Below are 24,422 nucleotides of genomic sequence, written 5' to 3'. Positions count from 1 at the left end.
TGTGAGGTTCTGGTTTCTTGGTTTTGGTTGCTGATTGTGGCGGCTGCTGGCGTGTTGAACATCAACTTCAGAACAGAATCCACGTGTAAAAGCTTCAACGACGAAGCCTACGCTGATTTATAATACGTGGTCGACTCGGCGCCCGGCGACTTCACCAGTAGCGTTACGCAAGGCGCCGTACGCACCACTGTTTCGGCCGTGCCACCCATCAGGAAGCGGCTGAGGCCCGTGCGGCCGTGTGCTCCGATAACAATCATATCGGCAGAAAAGCGTCGAGCCTCGGCTACTATTTCAGTGGCCGCTTCGGCGCCCGGCACAATGCCGGTGTTCACCTGCGCCCCGGCCTGCTCAGCAGCGGCATGGTAGCGCGCCAGCTGCTGGGCTAGTTCCAGGTCGGAGAGGCCCGGGAGCATGGGCTGCGGCTCTAGCACGTGCAGCAGCCGCAGCTCGGCACCCGTGCCCGCAGCCAACGCCGCGGCATAAGCTACCAGTGGGCCCGTCGCCTCCGAAAAGTCAATCGGACAAAGAATGCATGAGAGAGTCATAAGAATACCTGAGTGGCTGAATAGCGGCGTACTGGGGGCGCGGGACTTGTTGCGTTGAGTGGGCGCCCACCTACGCCACTAGTCTCTACCAAATTTGCTCGCCAACAGCCCGCTTGAGCTGATACTGGCCGAGGGTGTAGTTGTAGATAGCCTGCAGCCGAGACAAGCGGGCCTGCGCTAGCGAAGTTTCCGCGTCGAGCACATCAAGGTTCTGGCCTACGCCGTAGCGGTAGCGGCCCTGAGCCCGGGTGAGGGCATCGGTGGCTTGCGCAATCTGCACCACCGAGTTTTCGTAACGGGCCGTGCTGGATTGCAGGTTGTTGGTGGCCTGCCGCACATCGGAGCGGACTTGCTCTTGCGTGTCCTCGATGCGCGCCTGGGAACCCCGAATGTTGGCCAGGGCCTCTACCCGCTGGTTTTTGTTTTTGTTGCCATCATAAATCGGTACCGACAGCTGCACCACGCCCACGGAGTTGGGCCGCACCCTGTCTAGGTTGGGCAAATAGCCGTTTTTAGCACCGAGCTGAGCACCGACCCCCAAAGTGGGCGTATTGGCGCGCTCAATCAGCTTGAGGTTGAGGTTGGCGGTGTTTTCAGCGTCGCGGGCCAGCTTCACTTCCGGGCGCTTTTCCAGGGCTTGCGCCAGGGCGGCATCCAAGTCCACGGGTTGCGGCTGGTAGGTGAGTGCGCCCCGGACAGGCACGTTCACGTATTCGGGCTTGTGTAGCAGCCGGGCCAACAAGGTTTGCTGGTTGCGGAGCTGGTTTTCAAGGTCGATTTTAGTGTTTTGGGCCTGCGTGATACGTACTTGGGTGGTTGTCACGTCGAACCGGGTGCTAACACCACCTTGCACGCGCTTTTCCATCTCGCGCTGGTGCTGCTGCAACGACACAATCTGGGCGTCCTGCACCTTGATGCTTTCGCGCACAAACAGAATGTTGTAGTACGCTTGCGCAGCCGAAAAAGCCAGGTCGCGCCGCGTAACCGCAATATTGTCTACGGCAGTAGCACGGCGGCTTTCGGCGAGGTTGGTTGTGGCTTCTTTCCTACCGAAATCGAGCAGACCGTATTGCAGCGTGATGTGCGCGTCGTAGTTGTTGTTGGGCGCCAACTGAAAGGCCGGCGCGTCGGGGCTTAGCTGCACCTTCACCACGGGGTCGACGCGGGTGTAGGTGGCAGTACCAGTGATTTGGGGCAAGAAGCCGCCGCGGCTCTGCGTTACGCGGCTGGTAGCGGCATTCACTTCTTCCTCTAAAGAGGTAATGGCCGGGTTGGCATCCAGTACTGCCTGAATGGTGCCGCCCAGCGTAAGAGAGTCAGACACCACTTGCGCGTGGCCTGCGCGGGCACCAGCCAGCAAACCAGCGACTAGAAGCGAAACGGCGAAAGTTGATCGGGAAAGCATCGTAAATTCAGCTTGTTGTTGCTGGCTGCTTACCCAACGTTGTGCCAAAGCATTAAAACTTTTTTAATAGCACTCTAAAACCTCGCTGACAACGTTTAAACACATATTATTTTTTCGTGAATCAATTATAACCTCATACTATCCTGTTATTTTATTCCTTATATTTAAGGAATACCTCAATTCAAGTCCTGTTATTTAAGCAATATTTGCAGCGTTCTGCTTTCTTTATCTATGAATAATCAGGATGAATCCTTGTTACTCTACCTCAATGAGGCCATTGCAACCACCCGCAGCAAAGAGAAGCTGTTTAAGATAGTAACAGAGAAGCTCCGGCTTATCTTCCCTTTCGACAGCGTGGCCATCATCACTTTCGATAACGCACTTCAATACAAACGCATTTTTCTACGCGACCTTATTGATAGTGCCACGACCCTGCTGCCTGATTCGGCGGAAGCCGAGCAAACCCAGATTGCAGGTACGCCCATCGAGTTGTTTGTTCGTGATCCGCACGTGCAGCAACTCAACTTAGAAGACCTGTTGGTTGAGTACCCAGAGTACAAGCCATTCAAGCGGCTGCATGAGCGGCACATGGTGAACCTGACGGTAGCACCGCTCCGCACGGGTGGGCAGTTGGTGGGTTTGCTGGTGATGGCCGCCCGCCGACGCCCGCCCTTCTCCCCCGACGATATGCTGCTGCTGGGGAAAATCAGCAGCGTGGTGGCAATGGCCGTCAGCAACGCCTTGGCATTCGAGGAAGTGGCTCGCCAGGAGCGGCAAAAATCAGCGCAGCTAACCATCAACAACGCCTTGCTTAGCAGCAAAAACCGGGGGCAGCTGTTTCACGCCGTCGCAACCGAACTAGACCGGGTGGTGTCGTGCGACTATTTCGGGTTGCGCATTCAGCGCCGGATGGCTGCTACGGAAAGCTTTGCCGAGTTTGCCAAAAACGAGCAGGGCGAGTTCACCGTGTTGGGCGCAGACCGTTGGGAAGGCGTGACGGACCGCGAAACGATGCAGGCCGAAACCTTCGGCTTGTTCACCGAACCCTCCGTTCATGGGGGCCTCGACTTTCTGGAACTTACCACGCGCTACCGCATGCTGCGCTACTCGGCTGAGCGCCATGGAATGCGCGCCATTCTGGGGGTACCGTTGTGGGTGGAGCAAGACCAACTGGCCGTGCTGGCATTGGCCAGCAAACGCCCCGACAACTTTACTGTTGCCGATTTGGAGCTGGTTCGCAGCTTGGTGCCGCAGATTCTGCTGGCCATGCAAAACCTGTTTGCTTTCGAGCAGATTGAAGCCCTGCGGGCTCAGTTAGAGCAAGAGAAAACCTATCTCATCGACGAAATCAACACCAGCGCTAAGTTCGAGGACTTTGTGGGCACTAGTGCAGTGATGCAACAGGTGCAAACCCGCATCCGGCAAGTGGCCGCTACCGATACCACCGTCCTGATTCAGGGGGAAACTGGCACGGGCAAGGAGCTGGTAGCCCGTGCCCTGCACAACCTGTCGCCGCGCCGCAGCCGCGCCCTTATCAAGCTCAACTGCGCAGCCCTGCCCGCTCAGCTTATTGAGAGCGAGCTATTTGGCCACGAGAAAGGTTCGTTTACGGGAGCCGTGGACCGTCGCATCGGCAAGTTCGAGCTAGCCGACGGCGGCACTATTTTCCTGGACGAGGTAGGCGAGCTACCGTTGGAGCTGCAAGCCAAGCTCCTGCGGGTGCTCCAGGAAAAAGAGTTTGAGCGCATCGGCGGCCGGCGCGTTATTCAGTCGGATGCGCGCGTTATTGCCGCCACCAACCGCATCCTGGAAGACGAAGTAGCGGCGGGCCGCTTCCGCGCCGACTTATACTACCGGCTCAACGTGTTTCCGATTCGGCTGCCCGCCCTGCGCGAACGTCCCGACGACATTGAACCGCTGATGCGGCACTTCCTGGAGCGGTTTACCAAGCAGATGGGCAAGCCGGTGCGCGGACTGCGTGAGCGGGACTTGCGGGCGTTGCGGCAATATGGCTGGCCCGGCAACGTGCGCGAGCTAGAGCACGTGCTGGAGCAGGCAGTTATCGTGAGTGAAGGACCTTTTCTGGAGTTTGCGGGCTTTTCGGCTCGTCCCGTTCCAGTGCCTCCCGACACCAACACCCCGCTGAAAACCCTCAAGGATCAGGAGCGTGACCATATTCTGGCGGCCCTCCGCCAAACCGGTGGCCGGGTGAGCGGCCCAACTGGGGCGGCCCTCCTCCTCGATATAAACCCGAAAACGCTGGAAGCCCGCATGAAAAAGCTGGGCATACAGCGCACGATAGGGGTAGCGGAGTAAGCAACCGTACCGTTCGCGCTGTGGCTCTTGGTTTCAACGGCGCTCCGCACTACAGGGCGCTGCCCTGTAGTGCAATAGCATAACTCTCGCTCTGCAAGGCGGGCGCGCTGGCACCGAGCGATATGTTAACCCGCTGTCAATCACATGTATATGCTATATCTATGTCTTCCTATACTATCTATGTTTGGGGCATCGTCCACCTTCTATTTAACCCCACCCAAACACTATGGAAACGGAAGCCCTTGAGAAAGTAGTAAAGAACGGCACTAAGCTGAAACGCATGAGCGGGCACACGCCCGTATCGAGTTTGGCGCCAGAAACCGACGAGGCGGAGGATAAAGCTAATGCCGCCCTGAGCATGGCGCCCTCCGAAGGCACCAACCCGCGCACGGTAGCCCCGAGTATGGACGGTATCGAGCCGGTGAAAGGCTTCAAGCTCCGGCCCCTGACGGAGGAGTCAATGGCTGAAGTCTACAAAGCGCCCGACACCAGCCAGCTGCCGGATATTGCCGAAGCGTCGTTCGGCCCTTCCATCAAAACAGTACATGGTCCCGACGACCGAGTGCAGATTACCGCCACCAACACCTATCCGTGGCGGGCCAATGCCTCGCTGCTAATCACGGCCCGCGACGGTTCGCAGTGGATTGGTACGGGGTGGTTTGTTGGGCCGCACACCCTGATAACGGCTGGCCACGTGGTGTTTATCAAAAACAGTGGCGTGCCGGGCCGCGACGGCTGGGTGCGCAGCATCAGCGTAATGCCGGGCCGCAACGGCTCTTCGCTCCCCTACGGTACGGTCCGCAGCTCCAACCTGCGCTCGGTTGCCGGCTGGACCAACGACGGCGACCAAAATTTCGATTACGGCGCCATCATCATCCCAACCAACCTTGGCAACTCCACAGGCTGGTATGGGTTCGGGGTGTATTCTGATGCAGACTTGCTGAGCGCCGTTGGCAACATCTCGGGCTACCCCGGCGACAAACCGAGCGGCACCCAGTGGTACGCTGCCCGCCGAATTGCGGCCGTGAACAGCCGCAAGGTGTACTATGATATTGATACGGCCGGTGGCCAGAGCGGCAGCGCTGTATACCGCATCATCAACGGGGGCCGCTATGCCGTAGCCATTCATGCGTATGGCGGGGCAACCACCAACTCAGGAACCCGCATTGGGCAAGCTGTTTACAACAACATCATGGCCTGGAAGGCCTAACAGCTGGTACTGGGCTGCGGGCCTACTCGTGGCCGTGGGCCTAGGCATCTGGCTCCGAAGCACTATGACCACCCAATCCCCGCTTGTTGCCGGGCGAGTCCTCGGCCCGTCTGGGCAGCCGGTAGCGCAGGCACGCGTGTATTTCCTGCAAGGTCCGGTACCGCTACCAGACATGGCTGCCCTCACTGACGCACAGGGCTCTTTTATACTGGCCGTGCCGGTAGCTGGCACTTACCAGATAGGCTGCACAGCCGATGGGTATGCGCCAGCCACCATCACGGTGCAGGTGCCCGCTACCAGTTCCCAGTCAGTTCACGTGGAAATCAGCGTGAAGCCTTAGGCTGGCTTCACGCCACGTTTTGTACACAGTATCCAGAATCAACTGCCCGTTGGTGAACTCGGGCTCCTATCCTTTTCAACTTTTCAATTATGGAAACACTAGAAAAAACTGCTGCCCCCTCCGAAGTGAAAGCAGGCAGCAATGCCGCTATTAAGGTGGAGATGGGCAAGCTTGGTGAAGAAACATCCACCAAGAACACGGCTACCTCCAAGCGAGGCACCGATGACGTATCTATCCAAGCATTCTCGGCCTACTACACATATCGTGGGTACGGCACTGTGCGGTTGAATTGCCCGCACGCCGCCATCAACTCCAACTCCCGGGTTGTGGCTTCAATCAGCGAGTACAACACGGACCCACGTCTGAACCGCTTCATTGGCAACGCTGTCATGCAGATCTACAACGTGGCACCCTACAATGGTGGCGTTTTCATTCGTCTGAATGTAGCATTCGGCAGCCCTCTGAACGTACGCGTTGACGTGATTATCGAGTCCTAACAGACCCCATTATTCTATAACATTGTATTCTTATTTAGCTAGCTCGAGAGGCTTACAACACGCTGTTGTAAGCCTCTTGATTTGTGCATGAAAGCTAGGCTCCAAGTTGTTTGATGCTCGTAGTTGCCAAACACCTCCGTGCTGATAGCCAGCGCTGCACGGGCAGCTGGGTAAGCGGAACCTTTGCAGTAGCGTTCCTACTCGCCGATACACGTGTTGTCTTGGCTGGTTTCATGACAAGCCCGCGCACTTAGCGCGCCTTGCGTAGGGCACTGCACCGCTTTGGTTTTTGGTTGGCCAGGGAAGAAAGCGCGGAGAAACTCGTCTCTTAGACTGCTTTCCGCGTAACAGCGCTATACCTCATCCGTTACCCCAACTTCCATGGCTCAGCCCACCACCACTCCGCAGCATACCGATCCTGCTACCAAAAGCAAGGAAAAGAAAAACGAGGAAACCGTAAAGGATAAGCCCGACGGCAAAAAAAAGACCACGCAGCAGAAGTAATTCTGCCTGCTTTAGAAGCCCGGTTTGCTTGCTGCAACCGGGCTTTTTGCGTTTAAAAAGTGCTATGGCGGGACCTAATCATGCGGCAAATAGGTTTTACCCGTACTTTTAAACGCATGCCAAAACCCGAACCCGATCTGAGCTTGCTTACTCGCGAGCAGGTGCTCCGCGCCCTGCGCCAGATGGACCGCGAAGGCCTTCGGATGCCCTTAAGCACGGTGTACGACTTGGTGTACCGGGGGCGGCGCTACGCCCCGCGGGCCGTGGCCCAATTAGCCTACCGGCTAGCTACCGACCAACCAGAAGCCACCTGGCCCCTACCGGCGGGCGCTCCAACCAACCAGGTGCTGGAACTGCTCGACTTCACCATTGCCACCAAACGCCCCACCCTAGAAAACTCTTCTCTGGACGGCGACGTGGCCGCACAGGATGCTATGCAGGAGCTGCACACGGGCATCACCCGCGAAAAGCCTGCACGCAGCCGCAAACAGGTGGCACCTGACACCCTCACCGATACGTCAGCGGCTCCTGCGAGCACAGTTCATGAGCCAGCCCCAGCTTATGAGCTGCCAGCCGCGCAACCGTACGACCGGGCTACGGCGCTGCAAGAGCTGTTTGTTTCCGAACAGCAACTGGATGCCACGCTGGCCGCCTTGCACCGCCGCCGCAACCTTATACTACAGGGCCCTCCTGGCACCGGCAAAACCTTTCTAGCCCGGCGCCTGGCTTGGTTGGAGCTAGGTGCCACCGATACCACCCGCATAGAGTTGGTGCAGTTTCATCCGAGCTACAGTTACGAAGACTTTGTGCAAGGTTTCCGGCCCGATACCCAGGGTTCGTTTCGGTTGCAGAACGGGGTGCTGCCCGAGTTTTGTCAGCGGGCCGCTCTAGACCCGGAGCGCCCCTATTTCCTGTTGATTGACGAGTTGAACCGAGGCAACGTCAGCCGCATTTTCGGCGAATTGCTTTTGCTGCTGGAAGCCGATAAGCGAGGCCCTGCGCACGCCTTGCGCCTCCCGTATGCTGCCGCCACCGATGCGCGCTTCTTCGTACCCGCCAACGTGTTTGTTGTCTGCACAATGAATCTGGCCGACCGTAGCCTAGCGCCCTTGGATTATGCCCTGCGTCGTCGTTTTGCCTTTGTGGAGTTAGCCCCCGAATTCGGAGTTCCTTTCCAAGAGTTTCTGGCGGCGCAGCAGGTGCCGGCCCCCGTTGTGCAGCGCCTCGTTGACCGCCTCACCGACCTCAACCTCACCATTGCCGATGACCCAGAGCTTGGCCCCGATTTCTGTATTGGCCATAGCTACTTCTGCCAGCCTCCACCCGAACCTGCCGCCGCCGACGCGTGGCTGAGCTTGATATTGCAACAGGAAATAGCGCCTCTGCTGGATGATTATTGGCTGGATCAGCCGGCCAAAGCAACTGCCCAAAAGAAGCGGCTCTTAGGGTAACCCACCGTAGTACCCACTGCCGCCCCCTGCATGATTCCGATTCAGAACCTGTACTATCTGCTCTGCTACGCCTGGAATCGGCTGCCGGAGCAGCAAGAGCTGTTGACGGCAGAGGCAGACACTTTTCATCGGCCGTTGGAATTGCTGGCGCACGTGCTTCTGCTAGGCACGCGGCGGCTGTTGCGGCAAGGCTTGGGCGTGGCGTATGCCGAGCGGGAAGAAGAATTGCCGGAACTGCGCGGACGCGTGCAGCTAGCCCCCAGCCTCTCCCGCGACTTGCTGCGCCGGGGTCGGGCGCAGTGCGTGTACGATGAATTAGGCTTCCAGACGCCGTTCAACCAGTTGCTGCTTGGCACGTTGCAGCAGCTAGGCCGCAGCCGCGCGTTGCCCGCTGCTCTCCGCCACGAATTCAAGCTAACACAACGCCGGTTTCCGGTGGGCTTACTTCCATTGCCGCTTTCTTCGGACCTGTTGCGCACCGTACACCGCCTACGCCCCACTGGGGTGCAAGGGTTCTTGCTGAACGTATGTGAGCTAGTGTACCACAGCGCCTTGCCTGAACCAAACGCGGACGGCCGCCTCCGCTTCCGCGACTTCCGCCGCGATGAGCAACTTATGGCGCGCCTCTTCGAGCAGTTCGTGCGCAACTTCTACCGCTTAGAGCAACAGGAGTTTCGAGTATCATCGGAAACTATCCGCTGGCAAGCCACTACTGCTACGCCCGAGGCCCTGAATCTGCTTCCGGCCATGATTACCGACACCACGCTAGAGGCACCCCACCGCAAAATTATTCTCGATACTAAATACTATAAGGCTGCTCTGCGTCCGCGCTACGATCAGCAAAAGCTGATTTCGCCCCACCTCTACCAGCTTTATGCCTACTTGCAAAACCAGCCGACTACTCCGGGCCAGGCGCTAGAAGGAGTTTTGCTGTACCCCGCCGCCGCACAAGCCCTCGATGTGCGCTACACGCTAGGCGGCTACCCCGTCCGCATCGTTACTCTGAACCTAGCTCAGCCTTGGCAAGGCATTGCCACCGCCTTACTGGAGTTGATTGCTTAGTTTCATAGTCGTTCGCTAGAAACTCGTAGGGGTTAGCACTCACTAACGCAAGGCTCTATTTTCTACCCTCGCACATAGGGCTTAATCAAGACAAAGGGCAGCCGTTGTTACCAAGCCAGAATATACCTTATCATAGTTCAAACTGTCTCTAAAAAGTATAGTAAGTGTGTGGTCACTGTATTATTAGATTAAAAATTTTTAATAATTTATTCGGTATTAGTAGTTTTTATTAAAGAAACAATAACATATACTTGCTAAAACTGACAATACAGTTGCTTCTCTAAAAACCTTGCAACACTCTTCTTTTTCACTCTTAATTGACACATGAGAAAAATCTTACTCTCATTGCCTCTTGCAGTAGCTACGTTTGCCGGCCATGATGTGCAGGCTCAAACGCGCACTGTAACCGGCCGGGTGCTAGGCACTGACGGCGCAGGGCTTCCTGGCGTTACAGTTGTAGCAAAAGGCACTTCCGTAGGAACTGCCACCGACGGTGAAGGCCGTTACAGCCTGGCAGTGCCTACCTCTGCTAGCACGCTTGTTTTTTCTTCAGTTGGCTTCGATAGCAAGGAAGTAGCACTAGGCACCCAATCCACTGTTAATGCTACGCTTGGCTCGGCCTCTACCGGTCTTGACGAAGTAGTGGTAGTAGGATATGGCACCCAGTCACGGCGGGATTTGACTGGCTCGGTAGCCACTATTAAGGGAACAGAAATTGCGAGCAAGCCAGTGCAAAGCTTTGATCAGGCATTGCAAGGCCGGGCATCGGGCGTGAACATCACCACTCCGAACGGGGTACTCAACAACGCCCCGGTTATCAGGATTCGCGGCGTAAACTCCATCACGCTTAGCTCGTCACCCCTCTTTGTTATCGACGGCATCCCGGCCTTCACCGGCAACACTTCAGCGGTGGGCAGCGTGCCCAACAACCCGCTCAGTAACGTTAACCCCAGCGACATTGAGAGCATTGAGGTACTGAAGGATGCCTCGGCCACGGCCATTTATGGTTCGCGGGCGGCAGGTGGCGTTATTCTGGTAACCACCAAAAAAGGTAAGAAAGGCCAAAGCCGCGTTTCCTTGGATTCGTGGGCAGGCTGGTCGCAGCCCGTGCGGTTGTTTGATGTGCTCAATGCCGAGCAGTACGTTGACATCAAGAACGAGGCCGTTCGGAACCTGAATGCCAACCGCATTTCGGTAGGACAGCCAGGCACCAACGTGGAAGGCTTCCGGCTTCAGCAAGATCCCAACGGCAACAACGTCGATACGGATTGGTATGACTACATCTACCGGACTGGTTTCTCGACTTCCAACACCTTGAACTTTTCGGGCGGCACCGAGAAAACCAACTACTACACGTCGGTAGGCTACACCAACCAGAAGGGCATGCTGGAGCAAAACGAGTTCCGGCGTATATCGGCGCGCCTCAACCTCGACCATAAGCTGTTCAAGAACTTCTCGCTGGGCACTCGGGTAGGCATTTCCAACGGCCGTAACCAGTCGCCTAACTCGGGCTCGACGGCTGATGGTGCTTTCGGAACGGGTGGCCTAGGCCGCTTGCCGCTGGTGTTGCCACCCAACGTAGCAGCATTCAACCCCAACGGTACCTACAACACCAGTGGTGCTGGTATCGGCTCGGGTGCCAACATCGACCCCACTACTGGCAACGCATTGGGTGTCAACTATTACAACCCGCTGGTAGATCTGGAAAACAACTATTTCATTTCGGAAAGCAATGAAATTCAGGGCAGCGTATATGCTAACTGGGAAGTGGTTCCAGGGTTGAACTTGCGTACCACGTTCGGCATCAACAATATCCTGTTCGAAGACAAATCTTTCAACACCAACATAGGGGGCGACGGCTTCTCGACGGGGGGCACAGCTGCCAACTACAACCGGGTTAACAAACGGTGGAACTGGCAGAACACAGCACAATACGACCGTACGTTTGGTGAAAAGCACAACTTCTCGTTGCTGGTAGGCAGCGAACAACAGCATACCGAAACGGAGCGCTGGGGTGCTAGCCGAACCAACATTGCTGATCCATTCCTGACCAACTACCAGGGCACGTTTACCAATATCTCGGCAGCAGGTAACTTCCAAGGTGAAAACTATTTACTCTCCTACTTCGGTCGTCTGAACTACGATTTCGGTAAGAAGTACCTGGCATCCTTCAACTTCCGGCGCGACGGCTACTCGGCTTGGGCCGAGAAGTGGGGTAACTTCTACGGCGCTTCGCTCGGCTACATTGTGTCAGAGGAGGACTTCTGGAAGAACTCTAGCTTTGCCGAGAAATTCAACTTCCTGAAACTTACAGGGAGCTACGGTGAAGTGGGCAACAGCCAAGGCGTTGACGACTACGCCTCGCTGTTCACCTACGAAAACAGCCTGTACGGCGACAACGCCACCCTGTATTTCAGCAACCCTGGCAGCCCGCTCCTCACCTGGGAAACCAGCAAGAAAACGGATGCAGGTCTTACGTTTGGGGCATTCGGCGACCGGCTCACCGGTGACGTCACCTACTACCGCAACCTCGTGGACGGTCTGATTCTGCGAGTACCGCAGGCTCCGTCTAAAGGCATTCCGGGTTCCACCCCCGGCGACGTTGCCAACATCAACAACAACACGTACCTAGCCAACGTGGGCTCGATGCGTAATACGGGTATCGAACTGAATCTAAGAGGCATTGCAGTGCAGACCGCCAACTTCACCTGGACGGTAAGCGGCAACTATACCACCCTCAAGAACCGAGTGTTGAGTTTGGCCACGGAAGGCCAACGCATTGGTACGCCTACCTCCCTGGAAACAGTAAACTACACGGAAGTGGGTCGTTCGGTTGGAGAGCTATTGGCAGTGCCCTCGTTGGGCGTGAATCCAGAAAACGGCCAGCGGATGATTCAGAAAGCCAACGGCGTTGTGGCTCAATACAACCACCTCGGCTTGGGCTGGACGGACGTAGCCACTGGTTTGGCCACCGCGGCCCCCAACCAATTAGTTGATGGCCGGTACTTTGGCCCAACGCTGCCCAAATGGTATGGAGGCTTTGATAACACCTTCCAGTACAAGAGCTTTGATTTGGGGGTGTTCATTCAATTCTCCGGCGGCAACTACCTCTACAATGGTACCAAGTCGGGCCTGCATGACCAGCGCTTCTGGAACAACGATGTCGATATTCTAAACCGCTGGACCGAAACCAACACCAATGCTGAATGGCCACGGGTGGTGTATGGTGACAACGTATCAAACGGCTCGGCCTTAGTGATGTCGTCGAACATCGAGAAAGGCGACTTTGCGCGTCTGCGCAACGTGTCGCTGGGCTACAACGTGAAGCCTTCGGTCCTGACTCGGTTTAATGTTTCCAGCGTGCGGGTATACGCTCAGGTGCAGAACGCGGCCCTGATTACCGGCTATTCGGGTATCGATCCTGAAATCTCTACCAACGCCACCTCGGGCTCCAACGCCAACACCGGCGCCGGCGTCGACCGTAACTCGGTTGGTCAGGCTCGGACATACACGGTGGGTTTCAACATTGGTTTCTAATTACGGCAGTCTAATGAAGTCATCACTTAAAAAAATACTTACCGCCGGAGCATGCACCTCTGCGCTGGCGTTCAGCTTATTCTCCTGCCAGTCCGATCTATTGGACCCGGTACCTACCACTTTGTATCCACAGGAAGTGGTATTCGACACGCCAGCACGTGTGCTGTTGCAAGTCAATAGCCTGTATTCCTATGTGAAAGTGGGCAACTTCTTGGGCGGACGCTACCAGGTGTATAGTGATGTGCGGGCCAATGATTTTATCAACCGTACCAACAACGGCGTAACAGCGCTGGGGGTATGGAACCACACTCTCAATGAGACTTCTCAGAACGATGTCTGGAACCTATGGACGGCTGGTTATGCAGCTATCAACCAGGCCAACTTGTTTTTGGCGGGTCTTGAGGCCAACACGGCCAAGTTTGCGGCCACTCCTTTTCCAGCCAACTACAACGGCACCGTTGCCCAATACCGAGCCGAAGCGCGCCTGCTACGTGCCCTGAGTTACTACTCGCTGTTGCAGTTATACGCCCGGCCTTATACCGACGGCAATGGCAGCAAGCCTGGCCTCCCGCTGCGCTTACAGCCCGAAACGGACGGCACCAACAACGACCTAGCCCGCAGCACCGTGGGGGAGGTATACACCCAGATTCTGGCCGACCTCGATTCAGCTGAGGCAAAGCTTCCGCTTACTTATGGTGCCTCGGCTGCTACGCTCAATGTGACGCGCGCGCACCGCAACACAGCTATTGCGCTAAAAACACGGGTGTACTTAAGTATGGGCCGCTATGCCGACGTAATCAGGGAGGCTAATAAGATAGTGCCGACTGCTGCTCCTTTTGTTGCGCCTTCGGGCGTGAGACACGAGCTGAATCCTTCCATAACGGCCGTATTTACGGCTCCACAGGAAACCTCCGAAAGCATTCTGAGTTTCCCATTTACAGCCCAGAATGCACCGGGCACGCAGAACCAATTGGCGTTCTACTACCGTCCGGCCTCAGTAGGCAATGGGGAATACTTCCTCAACAACGGCGCCGGCGGTATCCTGAACAACGCAGGTTTCCGGCAGACCGATGTGCGTCGTACCAGCCTGATTACGCCGCTGGTTAGCATGACCGGCACGACTTACTACCTGAACAAGTACCCGAACGGTACACCTTACACCGACAAGGCACCCGTCATTCGCTATGCGGAAGTTATGCTGAGCTTGGCCGAAGCCCGCTTTCGCACAGTTGGCCCCACCGATCCGCAGGCAGTGGCCCTGTTGAATGCCGTGCTTCAACGCTCCAATCCAATTCCAACTCCTGCGACCAATCCACCAACTCCTCCTGTCACGTACCCAGAATTCACCTCTACGGCGCAAGCTGTTGATGCTGTGTTGCTGGAACGCCGTATCGAGTTTCTAGGGGAAGGTATCCGCAACATCGACCTCATGCGGAATTTGCTGCCGATTCCGGCTAAGGGTACCGTTAGTGCGGTTTCCCCTACTGATCCTGCTTCGCGCAATTACATCTGGCCTATTCCAAGCACGGAATTGGCAACCAACCGCTTGATGACGCGCAACGAGTAGCCTCACCGAGCATAAAAAAAGCCTCTCAAAGCAGAGGCTTTTTTATGCTCGGTGAGGCAAGTAATACATCGTACAAGCTCGCCTCACTGACGGCAGTAACTACAGGTTCACTTACCTCAAGTGAGAACTGCTCCGACCTGCGCAAAACCATGCAGCCTCCTTTTACTGGCAGCGTCCTTGATTTGCGTATTTTGATACTTGTGCCTAAACTGCTGTTTGTACTCCTTCCTTTCCAACCAAACCGTTCCTTAATTTGAAAAGACGTGATTTTGTCGGCCTTACTGGCTTGGCTACCGGGGCACTTTTTCTGCCCACCGTTCCGGGCTTGGGTGGCAACCCAGTGGATCCGGCTCGACTGCTGATAGCCGCAGACCCCGCCGTTAATAAGCGCTTAGCCGATGCCGCCCTGAATGCGGCCAAAGCGGCGGGTGCTACCTATACTGATGTACGGATTGGCCGCTACCTCAACCAAAGCATCTTCACCCGCGAAAAACAAGTCCAGAACATAGCCAGCGGTGAAAGCTTCGGTGCGGGCGTTCGGGTTATTGCCAACGGTACTTGGGGATTTGCGGCTACCAATACGGTGACGGAGGCTGGCCTCGCCAAAGCGGCACAACTAGCCGTGCAGATTGCCAAGGCCAACTCGAAAGTGCAGAAAGAGCAAGTGAAACTGGCACCCCAGCAGGGCTACGGCACGGTAAGCTGGAAAACGCCGATTCAGCAAAATGCTTTTGAAGTACCGGTGAAGCAGAAAGTAGAACTACTGCTGGCGGCCAATGCCAAAGCACTAGAGAATGGCGCCTCCTTCGTCAATTCCTCGCTGTTCCAGATCAACGAGCAGAAGTATTTCGCCAGCACCGACGGCTCCTACATCGACCAGGATGTGCATCGCATTTGGCCAACCTTAAGCGTGACGGCTATCGATAAGGCCTCGGGTAAGTTCCGCTCCCGGGATGCTATGTCGGCCCCGATGGGCTTGGGTTACGAGTATCTGACACCAAAAGCTGCTGATAAGATTCCGGGCCCGGCTGGCTCCGACGTTATTGGCTACAAAAACAGCTACGACATTCTGGAGGATGCGGCCGCCGCTGCCAAACATGCCCGCGCGAAGCTAACGGCTAAGAGCGTGGTGCCCGGCAAGTATGACCTGGTACTCGACCCCAACCACCTCGGCCTGACCATTCATGAGTCGGTGGGCCACCCTACCGAGCTGGACCGGGTGCTCGGTTACGAAGCCAATTACGCCGGTACTTCTTTTGCCACTCAGGAATGGAAGGCCAAGAATATCCCGTTCGGTTCCAAGCAAGTCAACATTGTAGCCGACAAGCTCCAGCCCGGTTCTTTGGGCGCGGTTGGGTATGATGATGAGGGCGTGAAAACCAAGCAGTGGGACCTCATCAAAGAAGGCAAGCTCGTCGATTACCAGAAGATTCGCGACCAAGCGCACATCGTTGGCCAGAAGGAATCGGATGGATGCTGCTACGCGGATTCGTGGAGTTCGGTGCAGTTCCAGCGCATGCCCAACGTGAGCTTGCAGCCGGGCAAAGAGAAGATGAGCGTGGACGAGATGGTAAGCAAGGTAGATAAAGGCATCTTCATTGCTGGCCGCGGCTCCTACTCTATCGACCAGCAGCGCTACAACTTCCAGTTTGGCGGGCAGGTGTTCTACGCCATCGACAAAGGCAAGATTACGGGCATGCTCGAAGACGTGGCCTACCAGGCCAACACGCAAGAGTTCTGGAACTCCTGCGCTGGCTCCTGCGACCAGTCCGACTACCGCCTATTTGGGTCGTTCTTCGACGGCAAAGGGCAGCCGAGCCAAGTATCGGCGGTGAGCCACGGTTCGGCCACCACCCGTTTCAACGGTGTTAATGTCATCAATACAGCCCGGAAAATTGGTTGATTGCTGATAGCCAGGGGCTGGTGTTGAGGTAACTCTTCCATAACCACCAGCTACGTATCAACAAGCATCAACCACAATTAGCAAGCAACAACTCAACAGTTACCTAATGGCAATTCTTTCCCAAGACGAATCCCAGGCCATCCTTAAGAAGGTCCTTAGTTTCAGTACCTCCGACGAGTGTGAAGCTACGCTCAGCGGCAGCAACGGCGGCAACGTCCGCTCGGCCCGCAACGCCATCAGTACCAGCGGTGCTGCTGATGACGTGAGCTTAGCGGTGGAAGCGCGGTTCGGCAAACGCTCGGGTGTAGCCACTTGCAACGAGTTCGACGATGCCACGCTGCGCCGCTGCGTGCAACGGGCCGAAGAAATTGCCAAGCTGGCCCCCGAGAGCCCAGAGTACATGCCCCTGCTCGGAGCCCAGACGTATATTGCTGCTCCCAAGTCGTTTGCAGCGTCCACGGCCGGCATCACCCCCGACTTCCGCGCAACGCAGATCGGTAAAACCATGAAGATCTGCGACGAGAAAAAAGTGACTTCGGCTGCTTTCCTCAACGACGAAGCCGGCTTTGTGGCCAAGCGCAACAACAAAGGCCTGGAAGCCTATCAGCAGTACACCAACTTGTCGTTCAGCATCACGGTACGTACCCCCGACGGGACTGGCTCCGGCTACGCCACTGGTGATTACAACGATGCCGCCGGATTCGACGCTGGCACCCTGACGCAAGTAGCGGCCGACAAGGCTGCTATGTCGCGCAATGCCAAAGCCATTGAGCCCGGCAAGTACACCGTTATTCTGGAGCCTGCGGCCTTGGTAGCCAATACCGACGCCTCGTTGCTGGCGGCTTTAATGAACGCGCTGGATGCTCGCAACGCCGACGAAGGCCGCAGCTTCCTCAGCAAAAAAGGCGGCGGTAACCGCAAAGGCGAAAAGCTGTTCGACGAGCGGGTAACCATCTACTCAGACCCCACCAACGCCGAAATTGCCAGCCTCACGTTTGCTGGCGACGGTCGTCCGCAGAAGAAGATGACTTGGATTGAGAAGGGCGTAGTGAAAAACCTCTACACGTCTCGGTTTTGGGCCCAGAAAGCGGGTATTCCAGACATTCCACGGCCCGGCGGCTGGATCATGGAAGGCGGCACCCAGAGCGTACAAGACATGATTAAGGGTACTGCCAAAGGTATTCTCGTGACGCGTCTGTGGTACATCCGCCCCGTTGACCCGCAGACGCTGCTGTACACGGGCCTCACCCGCGACGGAACCTTCTATATCGAGAACGGCAAGATCAAGCACCCGGTGAAGAACTTCCGCTTCAACGAGTCGCCCATTATCATGCTCAACAACCTGGAAGCTATTGGCAAGCCCGTGCGCGTGAATGGTAACCTCGTGCCGCCGCTCAAGATTCGGGACTTCACGTTCACCAGCCTCTCGGACGCGGTGTAAGCAGTAGCCCGAAGCGTGCCTTCGGGCTGCGTATCCTCTCTTTCTACTTCTCTATTCAGTACTGCTTTGAAAAGACGTGACTTTGTAGGGCTTACCGGCTTGGCTACCGGAGCTCTGTTTATACCTAGCATCCCCGGTTTTGGCAGCGGCATCGAGGTAGACCCCTTGCGCCTGCTGGACGCCGCCGTGGACCCTGCTGTTAAGAAAAAGCTAGCCGATGCGGCCTTAAATGCTGCTAAGGCAGCCGGCGCCACGTACACCGACGTACGGATTGGGCGCTACCTCAACCAAGGCGTTTTCACCCGCGAAAAGCAGGTGCAAAACATCCTGAGCACTGAAAGTTATGGTGCTGGTATCCGAGTAATTGCCAACGGCACTTGGGGATTCGCCTCCACCAACCAAGTAACGGAAGCTGGCCTGGCCAAAGCTGCCCAGTTGGCCGTGCAGATTGCCAAAGCCAACTCGAAAGTACAGAAGGCCCAGGTGCAGCTTGCGCCTCAAAAAGGCTTCGGCGAGGTCTCGTGGAAGGCCCCTATTCAGCAGAACGCCTTCGAAGTGCCCATCAAGGATAAAGTAGATATCCTATTGGCAGCCAATGCCAAGGCCATGGAAAACGGCGCCTCGTTTGTCAACTCGGTGCTATTCCAGGTAAACGAGCAGAAGTACTTTGCTAGCACCGACGGCTCCTACATCGACCAAGACATTCACCGCATCTGGCCGACCTTCGGGGTTACGGCTATCGACCGGGCGTCGGGCAAATTCCGCTCCCGGCAGTCGTTGAGTTCTCCTATGGGCATGGGCTACGAATACCTGACGCCCAAGGCGGCCGACAAGGTTGCCGGCCCGGCTGGCTCCAACGTTATTGGCTACAAAAACAGCTACGACATCTTGGAAGATGCCGCCGCTGCCGCCAAGCAGGTGAAGGAAAAGCTGACGGCCAAGAGTGTGGTACCGGGAAAGTACGACCTAGTGCTCGACCCACACCACTTGGGTTTGACCATCCACGAATCGGTGGGCCACCCTACCGAGCTGGACCGGGTGCTCGGCTACGAAGCCAACTACGCGGGTACGAGCTTCGCTACGCTGGAGTGGAAAGCCAAGAACATTCCGTATGGCTCCAAGCAAGTCAACATTGTGGCTGATAAGCTCCAGCCGAACTCGTTAGGCGCGGTTGGGTACGACGACGAAGGCGTGAAAACCAAAGAGTGGGACCTTATCAAAGAAGGCAAGCTGATCGACTACCAGAAGATTCGCGACCAGGCCGCTATGGTGGGTCAGAAAGAGTCGGACGGATGCTGCTACTCGCAGTCGTGGCAGGATGTGCAGTTCCAGCGCATGCCTAACGTGAGCTTGCGCCCCGGCACCGCCAAATTGAGCGTGGACGAGATGGTAAGCAAGGTAGATAAAGGCATCTACATTGCCGGCAACGGCTCGTTCTCCATCGACCAGCAGCGCTACAACTTCCAGTTTGGCGGCCAAGTGTTCTACGCCATCGACAAAGGCAAGATTACGGGCATGCTCGAAGACGTGGCCTATCAGGCCAATACGCAAGAGTTCTGGAACTCCTGCGCCGGCTCCTGCGACCAGTCCGACTACCGCCTCGCGGGCTTCTTCAACGACGGCAAAGGACAGCCCGCACAGAGCTCGGCGGTGAGCCACGGTTCGGCCACCACCCGCTTCAACGGCGTCAACGTCATCAATACGGCCCGCAAAATTGGCTAGGGAAACGGGTGACATAAGCTTGTCGCTTTTCGCCTAGTAGGTTGCCCGTCCGGTTTGCGCCGGGCGGGCATTTACTTTTCATTCGGTTTCTTGAATATTTTAGCAACCTTGATCTGGAAGTAGCATCCATAGCACATGGGAAACCTGTTCCTGCCTGCTTCCTTCAGTTCTTTTCTCACCTTCTAATTCTCAAGCACTTTGAAAAGACGTGACTTTATGGGGCTGACTGGCCTGGCGGCCGGGGGCCTGCTGCTACCGAGTATACCCGGGTTGGGAGGTATGCTCGTGGACCCCGAGCAACTGCTCGAAGTCATGGACCCAGCCCTGAAAAAGCGCTTGGCCGATGCTGCCCTGAACGCTGCAAAATCTGCCGGTGCTTCGTATGCCGATGTGCGCATTGGGCGCTACCTCAATCAGTACGTTTTCACCCGCGAAAAACAGGTGCAGAATATTACCAGCACGGAAAGCCTCGGAGCGGGGGTTCGGGTATTGGTGAATGGTGCGTGGGGGTTTGCGTCAACCAACACCATAACGGAAGCTGGCGTAGCGGCGGCGGCTCGCTCGGCAACGGCCATTGCCAAAGCCAACCAGAAGGGGCAGAAACAACCTGTGCAGTTGGCGCCACAACAAGGCTACGGCGAGGTCAGCTGGAAGACGCCCATCCAGAAAAACCCTTTCGAAGTACCCGTAAAGGAAAAGGCCGACTTGCTGCTGGCCGCCAATGCCAAGGCCCTCGAAAACGGCGCTAACTACATCAATTCGGCGCTATTCCAGGTGAACGAGCAGAAGTACTTCGCCAGCACCGACGGCTCCTATATCGACCAGGATGTGCACCGCATCTGGCCCACGTTTACCGTCACGGCCATTGACAAGGCAACCGGCAAGTTCCGTTCGCGCGAGTCGATGTCGGCGGCCATGGGGTTGGGCTACGAGTACCTGACGCCCGGCGGCAGCGAGAGAGTAGCAGGTCCTACGGGCACGACGGTAATCGGCTACAAGCAGCGCTACGACATTCTGGAAGATGCCGCGCAGGCAGCCAAACACGCCAAGGAAAAGCTGACGGCTAAAAGCGTAGTGCCCGGTAAGTACGACCTGGTGCTCGACCCTGGCCACTTGGGTTTGACCATCCACGAATCGGTGGGCCACCCTACCGAGTTGGACCGGGTGCTCGGCTACGAAGCCAACTATGCTGGTACGAGCTTCGCCACCTTAGAGTGGAAAGCCAAGAACATTCCGTATGGCTCCAAGCAAGTGAATATTGTAGCCGACAAGTTGCAGCCCGGTTCTTTGGGCGCGGTTGGGTATGATGACGAGGGCGTGAAAACCAAGCAGTGGGACCTCATCAAAGAAGGCAAGTTGGTGAACTATCAGAAAATTCGGGACCAAGCTGCCGTAGTTGGGCAGCAAGAATCAGACGGGTGCTGCTATGCCGATGCCTGGAGTTCGGTGCAGTTTCAGCGCATGCCTAACGTAAGCTTACAACCCGGCACCGCTAAGCAGAGCGTGGACGAAATGATCAGCAAGGTGGATAAGGGTATCTACATTGCGGGTGCTGGCTCCTACTCTATCGACCAGCAGCGCTACAACTTCCAATTTGGCGGCCAGGTGTTTTATGCCATTGAGAAAGGCAAAATAGCCGGCATGATTGAGGACGTGGCCTACCAGGCCAACACGCAAGAGTTCTGGAACTCCTGCGCTGGCTCCTGCGACCAGTCCGACTACCGGCTCATGGGCACCTTCTTCGATGGCAAGGGTCAGCCGAGCCAGATTTCGGCGGTGAGCCACGGTTCGGCTACTACCCGCTTCAACGGCGTCAACGTCATCAACACGGCACGGAAAATTGGCTAGTTAATGCGCTTGAACTATCATTCCGACGCAGGAGGAATCTAGAGTAATCGGTTAACGACTTCACTCAGATTCCTCGCTTCGCTCGGAATGACAGCGCCATCTGCTCTATAGCAACCAACAACTAGCCAGCAAGCAACAACTCAACAATCACCCCATGGCAATACTTTCTCAAGACGAAGCGCAGGCCATCCTTAAAAAGGTCCTGAGCTTCAGCACCGCCGACGAGTGCGCGGGCCAGCTCAATGGCCGCACCACCGGCAACATTCGTTACGCTCGCAACAACGTGAGCACCGCCGGCTCGTCCGACAACGTGAGCCTGTCCGTAGAAGCCCGGTTCGGTAAACGCTCAGGTGTGGCCACCTGCAACCAGTTCGACGATGCCACCCTGCGGCGGTGCGTGCAGCGGGCCGAAGAAATTGCCAAGCTGGCCCCCGAAGACCCCGAATATATGCCCATGCTCGGGCAGCAGCAGTTCCTCACGCCCAACAGTTACGCCGCGGCCACAGCCGGCATCACGGCCGACTTCCGCGCTCAAGTGGCCGCCGACAGCATTGCGCTCTGCGAACCTCGTAAGCTCACAGCCGCTGGCTACCTCGAAGACGGCCCAAGTTTCGTGGCTATCCGCAACAACAAAGGACTGGAAGGCTACCAGCAATTCACGCAGCTAGATTATTCGGTAACGGTGCGCACTGCCGATGGCACTGGCTCGGGCTACGCCGTGGCCGACTACACCGACGTAGCTAAGTTCAACGCCAAGACGCTCACCAGCATTGCCGCCACCAAAGCTGCAGGTTCGGTAGGGGCCAAGGCCATCGAGCCCGGCAAATACACCGTTATTCTGGAGCCCGCCGCCCTGGTTTCCGATGAAGGCATTCTGAACCGCATGATCTATGCCCTGGGGGCCCGCGAAGCCGACGAAGGCCGCAGCTTCCTCAGCAAAAAAGGCGGTGGCAACAAGCTCGGCGAAAAGATGTTCGACCCGCGCGTGACCATCTACTCCGACCCGCTCAACGCCACGGCTCCCGGCCGCGTATTCGACGACGAAGGGATGCCCGTTAAGCGCATGACGTGGGTGGAGAAAGGCGTGATGAAGAACCTGTACTACTCGCGCTACTGGGCCGAGAAAAGCAAGAAGCCCGCCACGGCCTTCCCCGGCGGTTTCATCATGGAAGGTGGCACCCAGAGCGTTGATGACCTCATTAAAGGCACGGCTAAAGGCATCCTGGTCACGCGCCTCTGGTACATCCGCGACGTTGACCCGCAGACACTCCTTGTCACCGGCCTCACCCGCGACGGAACCTTCTACATCGAAAACGGCAAGATCAAGCACCCCATCAAGAACATGCGCTTCAACGAAAGCCCGGTTATCATGCTCAACAACATCGAGGCCATGGGCAAGTCGGTGCGCTTGGGCGGCAACATGGTGCCCCCGTTGAAGATTCGGGACTTCACCTTCACTAGCCTCTCCGACGCGGTGTAAGATCAGAAGTACGTTTGGCAGCAAACAACAGCGGCTTGCTCTACAGAGCAAGCCGCTGTTGTTTGCTGCTTGAGTGCTCATGGCAGCACCTATTTCCCGAACTTGATACCGACGGATGCCTGAATCACGCGGTTTTTCAGGCGGGGGTCGTTGGCGCCGTTTAGGTCAGCTACGTCGTTGATGTTGTTGAGGCCCGCAGTGTAGCGCACGCCCAAGATGAGGCTACCCAACTCCAAACCAGCTCCGGCAGCAAGGGCGAAGTCGTTTTTCTTGTAGTTATTGTCGGCGGTGCGGTTGACAGGGCCGTAGCCGTCGGCGGCATTGATGCGGAGCGTGCCGTTTTCGCGGGCACCGAGCAGTACGCCAAACTGTGGGCCACCCTCTACATATACCGGACCCACCTTCACGTGAGCCAGCACCGGAATGTTAAGGTAGTGCAGCTTGGTATCGTAGTGGGCCACAGCGGACTTAAACTGTGAGCCTTGCAAGGAGTACAGCACTTCGGGCTGAATAGACAACGGACCAAGTATCGGTAGCCGAACGAAGGCCCCTACGTGGTAGGTGGTCTGGTAATCGGTGTTCATGTTGATGTTCTGGCCATCGAGCACGGCGTTGTTGACGCCAGCTTTGATGCCGAATTGAGCTTGGGCGTGGCTGGCAGCACCTAGCAGGAAGAAAAGGAAGGCAAAAAGTCGCAAGGATTTCATAGCAGAAAAAGAAGAATGTTTTTACATAAACCATGTAAACGCAAAATCATTGCCATATTCACCCGCTTATTGAAATATCTTTTTCACTTGTTTGTCAAGCACATGCGCGGTAGGGATTTTTAGAGCCAGCAACCGATTTTCTCCTACGTGAGCCACCTCCCGCATTTATTTTTGTCTGTTATTGGCTGCCCGTAGTGGTCTTGCCTTTCACCTTATCATCCCGCATGCCTGTTCCTTTCACTTTCGTGCGTCTGCAATACCGCTCCGGCGACTGGGATGGCGTAGACGAGCGAATGCCAACCAACCTGCTACACTCTCTGATTCAGTACACCAAAATACCCGTCAATCAGAAAGAGAAAGTAGTAGCCCTCGACTCACCGGAGCTGTTCCGGCACCCCTTCTGCTACTTATCGGGGCACCGGCTGGTACAGTTTTCGGCGCAGGAAAAAGCGAATTTTACGCAGTACGTGCGCAACGGTGGCTTCGTATTCGTCGACGACTGCAACCACGACATCGACGGCCTATTTGCCCGTTCCTTCGAGGAGCAGATGCGGCAATGCTTCGGCACTGGCGCCCTCAAGAAGATTCCCAAAACGCACGTCATCTACTCGCAGTTCTTCAAGTTTCCTGACGGGCCCCCACCCACATCCTTCGAGCTAAACGGCTGGGGCGACGACCTGGTGCACGACTACCTGAAAGGCATTGAAATCAACGGCCGCCTCGGTGTGCTCTATTCCAACAAAGACTACGGCTGCGAGTGGGACTACGACTTCCGCAACAAACGCTTCCTAGCCGAAGACAACACCAAATTCGGCGTCAATATTCTGCTGTACGCGCTAACAGCGTGACCCCACCCCCGGCCCCTCCCCCTCCGGGAGAGGGGTGCC

Annotated in this window: 18 protein-coding genes; 15 read left to right on the top strand and 3 right to left on the bottom strand. The window is 56.4% G+C overall.

The window, feature by feature from the left end:
- Positions 1–107: 107 nt before the first annotated feature.
- On the bottom strand, positions 108–545 hold the full coding sequence (locus MTX78_RS01490; protein ID WP_243799269.1) for a universal stress protein: 438 nt from the start codon (positions 543–545) through the stop codon (positions 108–110).
- Positions 546–630: 85 nt separating this feature from the next.
- Positions 631–1,950 (bottom strand): TolC family protein, encoded by a 1,320-nt coding sequence (locus tag MTX78_RS01485; protein WP_243799267.1) that lies wholly within the window; start codon positions 1,948–1,950, stop codon positions 631–633.
- A 231-nt stretch (positions 1,951–2,181) separates the two neighbouring features.
- Between MTX78_RS01485 and MTX78_RS01480 the strand changes: the two genes are divergently transcribed.
- From MTX78_RS01480 to MTX78_RS01420, 14 genes are all read left to right on the top strand, one after another.
- Entirely contained in the window at positions 2,182–4,266 is a 2,085-nt protein-coding gene (locus MTX78_RS01480) for a sigma 54-interacting transcriptional regulator (RefSeq protein WP_243799266.1), read from the top strand.
- A 226-nt stretch (positions 4,267–4,492) separates the two neighbouring features.
- Positions 4,493–5,476 (top strand): trypsin-like serine peptidase, encoded by a 984-nt coding sequence (locus tag MTX78_RS01475; protein WP_243799264.1) that lies wholly within the window; start codon positions 4,493–4,495, stop codon positions 5,474–5,476.
- Between the two features lie 64 nt (positions 5,477–5,540).
- Positions 5,541–5,816 (top strand): carboxypeptidase-like regulatory domain-containing protein, encoded by a 276-nt coding sequence (locus MTX78_RS01470; RefSeq protein ID WP_243799262.1) that lies wholly within the window; start codon positions 5,541–5,543, stop codon positions 5,814–5,816.
- Between the two features lie 89 nt (positions 5,817–5,905).
- Positions 5,906–6,313, top strand: coding sequence for a hypothetical protein (locus MTX78_RS01465; RefSeq protein WP_243799260.1), 408 nt, complete (start codon positions 5,906–5,908; stop codon positions 6,311–6,313).
- A gap of 381 nt (positions 6,314–6,694) precedes the next feature.
- Positions 6,695–6,817, top strand: coding sequence for a hypothetical protein (locus tag MTX78_RS25245; RefSeq protein ID WP_262924447.1), 123 nt, complete (start codon positions 6,695–6,697; stop codon positions 6,815–6,817).
- Between the two features lie 116 nt (positions 6,818–6,933).
- Positions 6,934–8,268: an AAA family ATPase gene (locus MTX78_RS01460; RefSeq protein ID WP_243799259.1), complete on the top strand. Its 1,335-nt coding sequence runs from the start codon at positions 6,934–6,936 to the stop codon at positions 8,266–8,268.
- Positions 8,269–8,298: 30 nt separating this feature from the next.
- A complete protein-coding gene (locus MTX78_RS01455; RefSeq protein ID WP_243799257.1) occupies positions 8,299–9,330 on the top strand; it encodes a 5-methylcytosine restriction system specificity protein McrC in 1,032 nt (343 codons plus the stop codon).
- A 324-nt stretch (positions 9,331–9,654) separates the two neighbouring features.
- Complete coding sequence (locus tag MTX78_RS01450; RefSeq protein WP_243799255.1) at positions 9,655–12,867, top strand: SusC/RagA family TonB-linked outer membrane protein; 3,213 nt, start codon at positions 9,655–9,657, stop codon at positions 12,865–12,867.
- A gap of 13 nt (positions 12,868–12,880) precedes the next feature.
- Positions 12,881–14,434: a RagB/SusD family nutrient uptake outer membrane protein gene (locus MTX78_RS01445; RefSeq protein ID WP_243799253.1), complete on the top strand. Its 1,554-nt coding sequence runs from the start codon at positions 12,881–12,883 to the stop codon at positions 14,432–14,434.
- Between the two features lie 253 nt (positions 14,435–14,687).
- Entirely contained in the window at positions 14,688–16,337 is a 1,650-nt protein-coding gene (locus MTX78_RS01440; RefSeq protein ID WP_243799251.1) for a TldD/PmbA family protein, read from the top strand.
- Between the two features lie 106 nt (positions 16,338–16,443).
- Positions 16,444–17,778: a TldD/PmbA family protein gene (locus MTX78_RS01435; RefSeq protein WP_243799249.1), complete on the top strand. Its 1,335-nt coding sequence runs from the start codon at positions 16,444–16,446 to the stop codon at positions 17,776–17,778.
- Positions 17,779–17,844: 66 nt separating this feature from the next.
- A complete protein-coding gene (locus tag MTX78_RS01430; protein ID WP_243799247.1) occupies positions 17,845–19,500 on the top strand; it encodes a TldD/PmbA family protein in 1,656 nt (551 codons plus the stop codon).
- Between the two features lie 198 nt (positions 19,501–19,698).
- Positions 19,699–21,348, top strand: a complete 1,650-nt coding sequence (locus tag MTX78_RS01425) for a TldD/PmbA family protein (protein WP_243799245.1) — start codon at positions 19,699–19,701, stop codon at positions 21,346–21,348.
- Positions 21,349–21,502: 154 nt separating this feature from the next.
- Positions 21,503–22,828, top strand: coding sequence for a TldD/PmbA family protein (locus MTX78_RS01420; RefSeq protein ID WP_243799243.1), 1,326 nt, complete (start codon positions 21,503–21,505; stop codon positions 22,826–22,828).
- Between the two features lie 89 nt (positions 22,829–22,917).
- Here the strand turns inward: MTX78_RS01420 and MTX78_RS01415 are convergent, their stop codons facing one another.
- Complete coding sequence (locus MTX78_RS01415; RefSeq protein WP_243799241.1) at positions 22,918–23,535, bottom strand: porin family protein; 618 nt, start codon at positions 23,533–23,535, stop codon at positions 22,918–22,920.
- Positions 23,536–23,759: 224 nt separating this feature from the next.
- On the opposite strand from MTX78_RS01415, the gene MTX78_RS01410 reads away from it, so the two are divergent.
- Entirely contained in the window at positions 23,760–24,383 is a 624-nt protein-coding gene (locus MTX78_RS01410; protein WP_243799239.1) for a DUF4159 domain-containing protein, read from the top strand.
- Positions 24,384–24,422 lie beyond the last annotated feature (39 nt).

The sequence above is a fragment of the Hymenobacter tibetensis genome, from assembly GCF_022827545.1.
Lineage (GTDB): Bacteria > Bacteroidota > Bacteroidia > Cytophagales > Hymenobacteraceae > Hymenobacter > Hymenobacter tibetensis.
The sequence above is the reverse complement of the archived record's forward strand: the minus strand, read 5'-3'. Positions and strand labels throughout refer to the sequence as shown.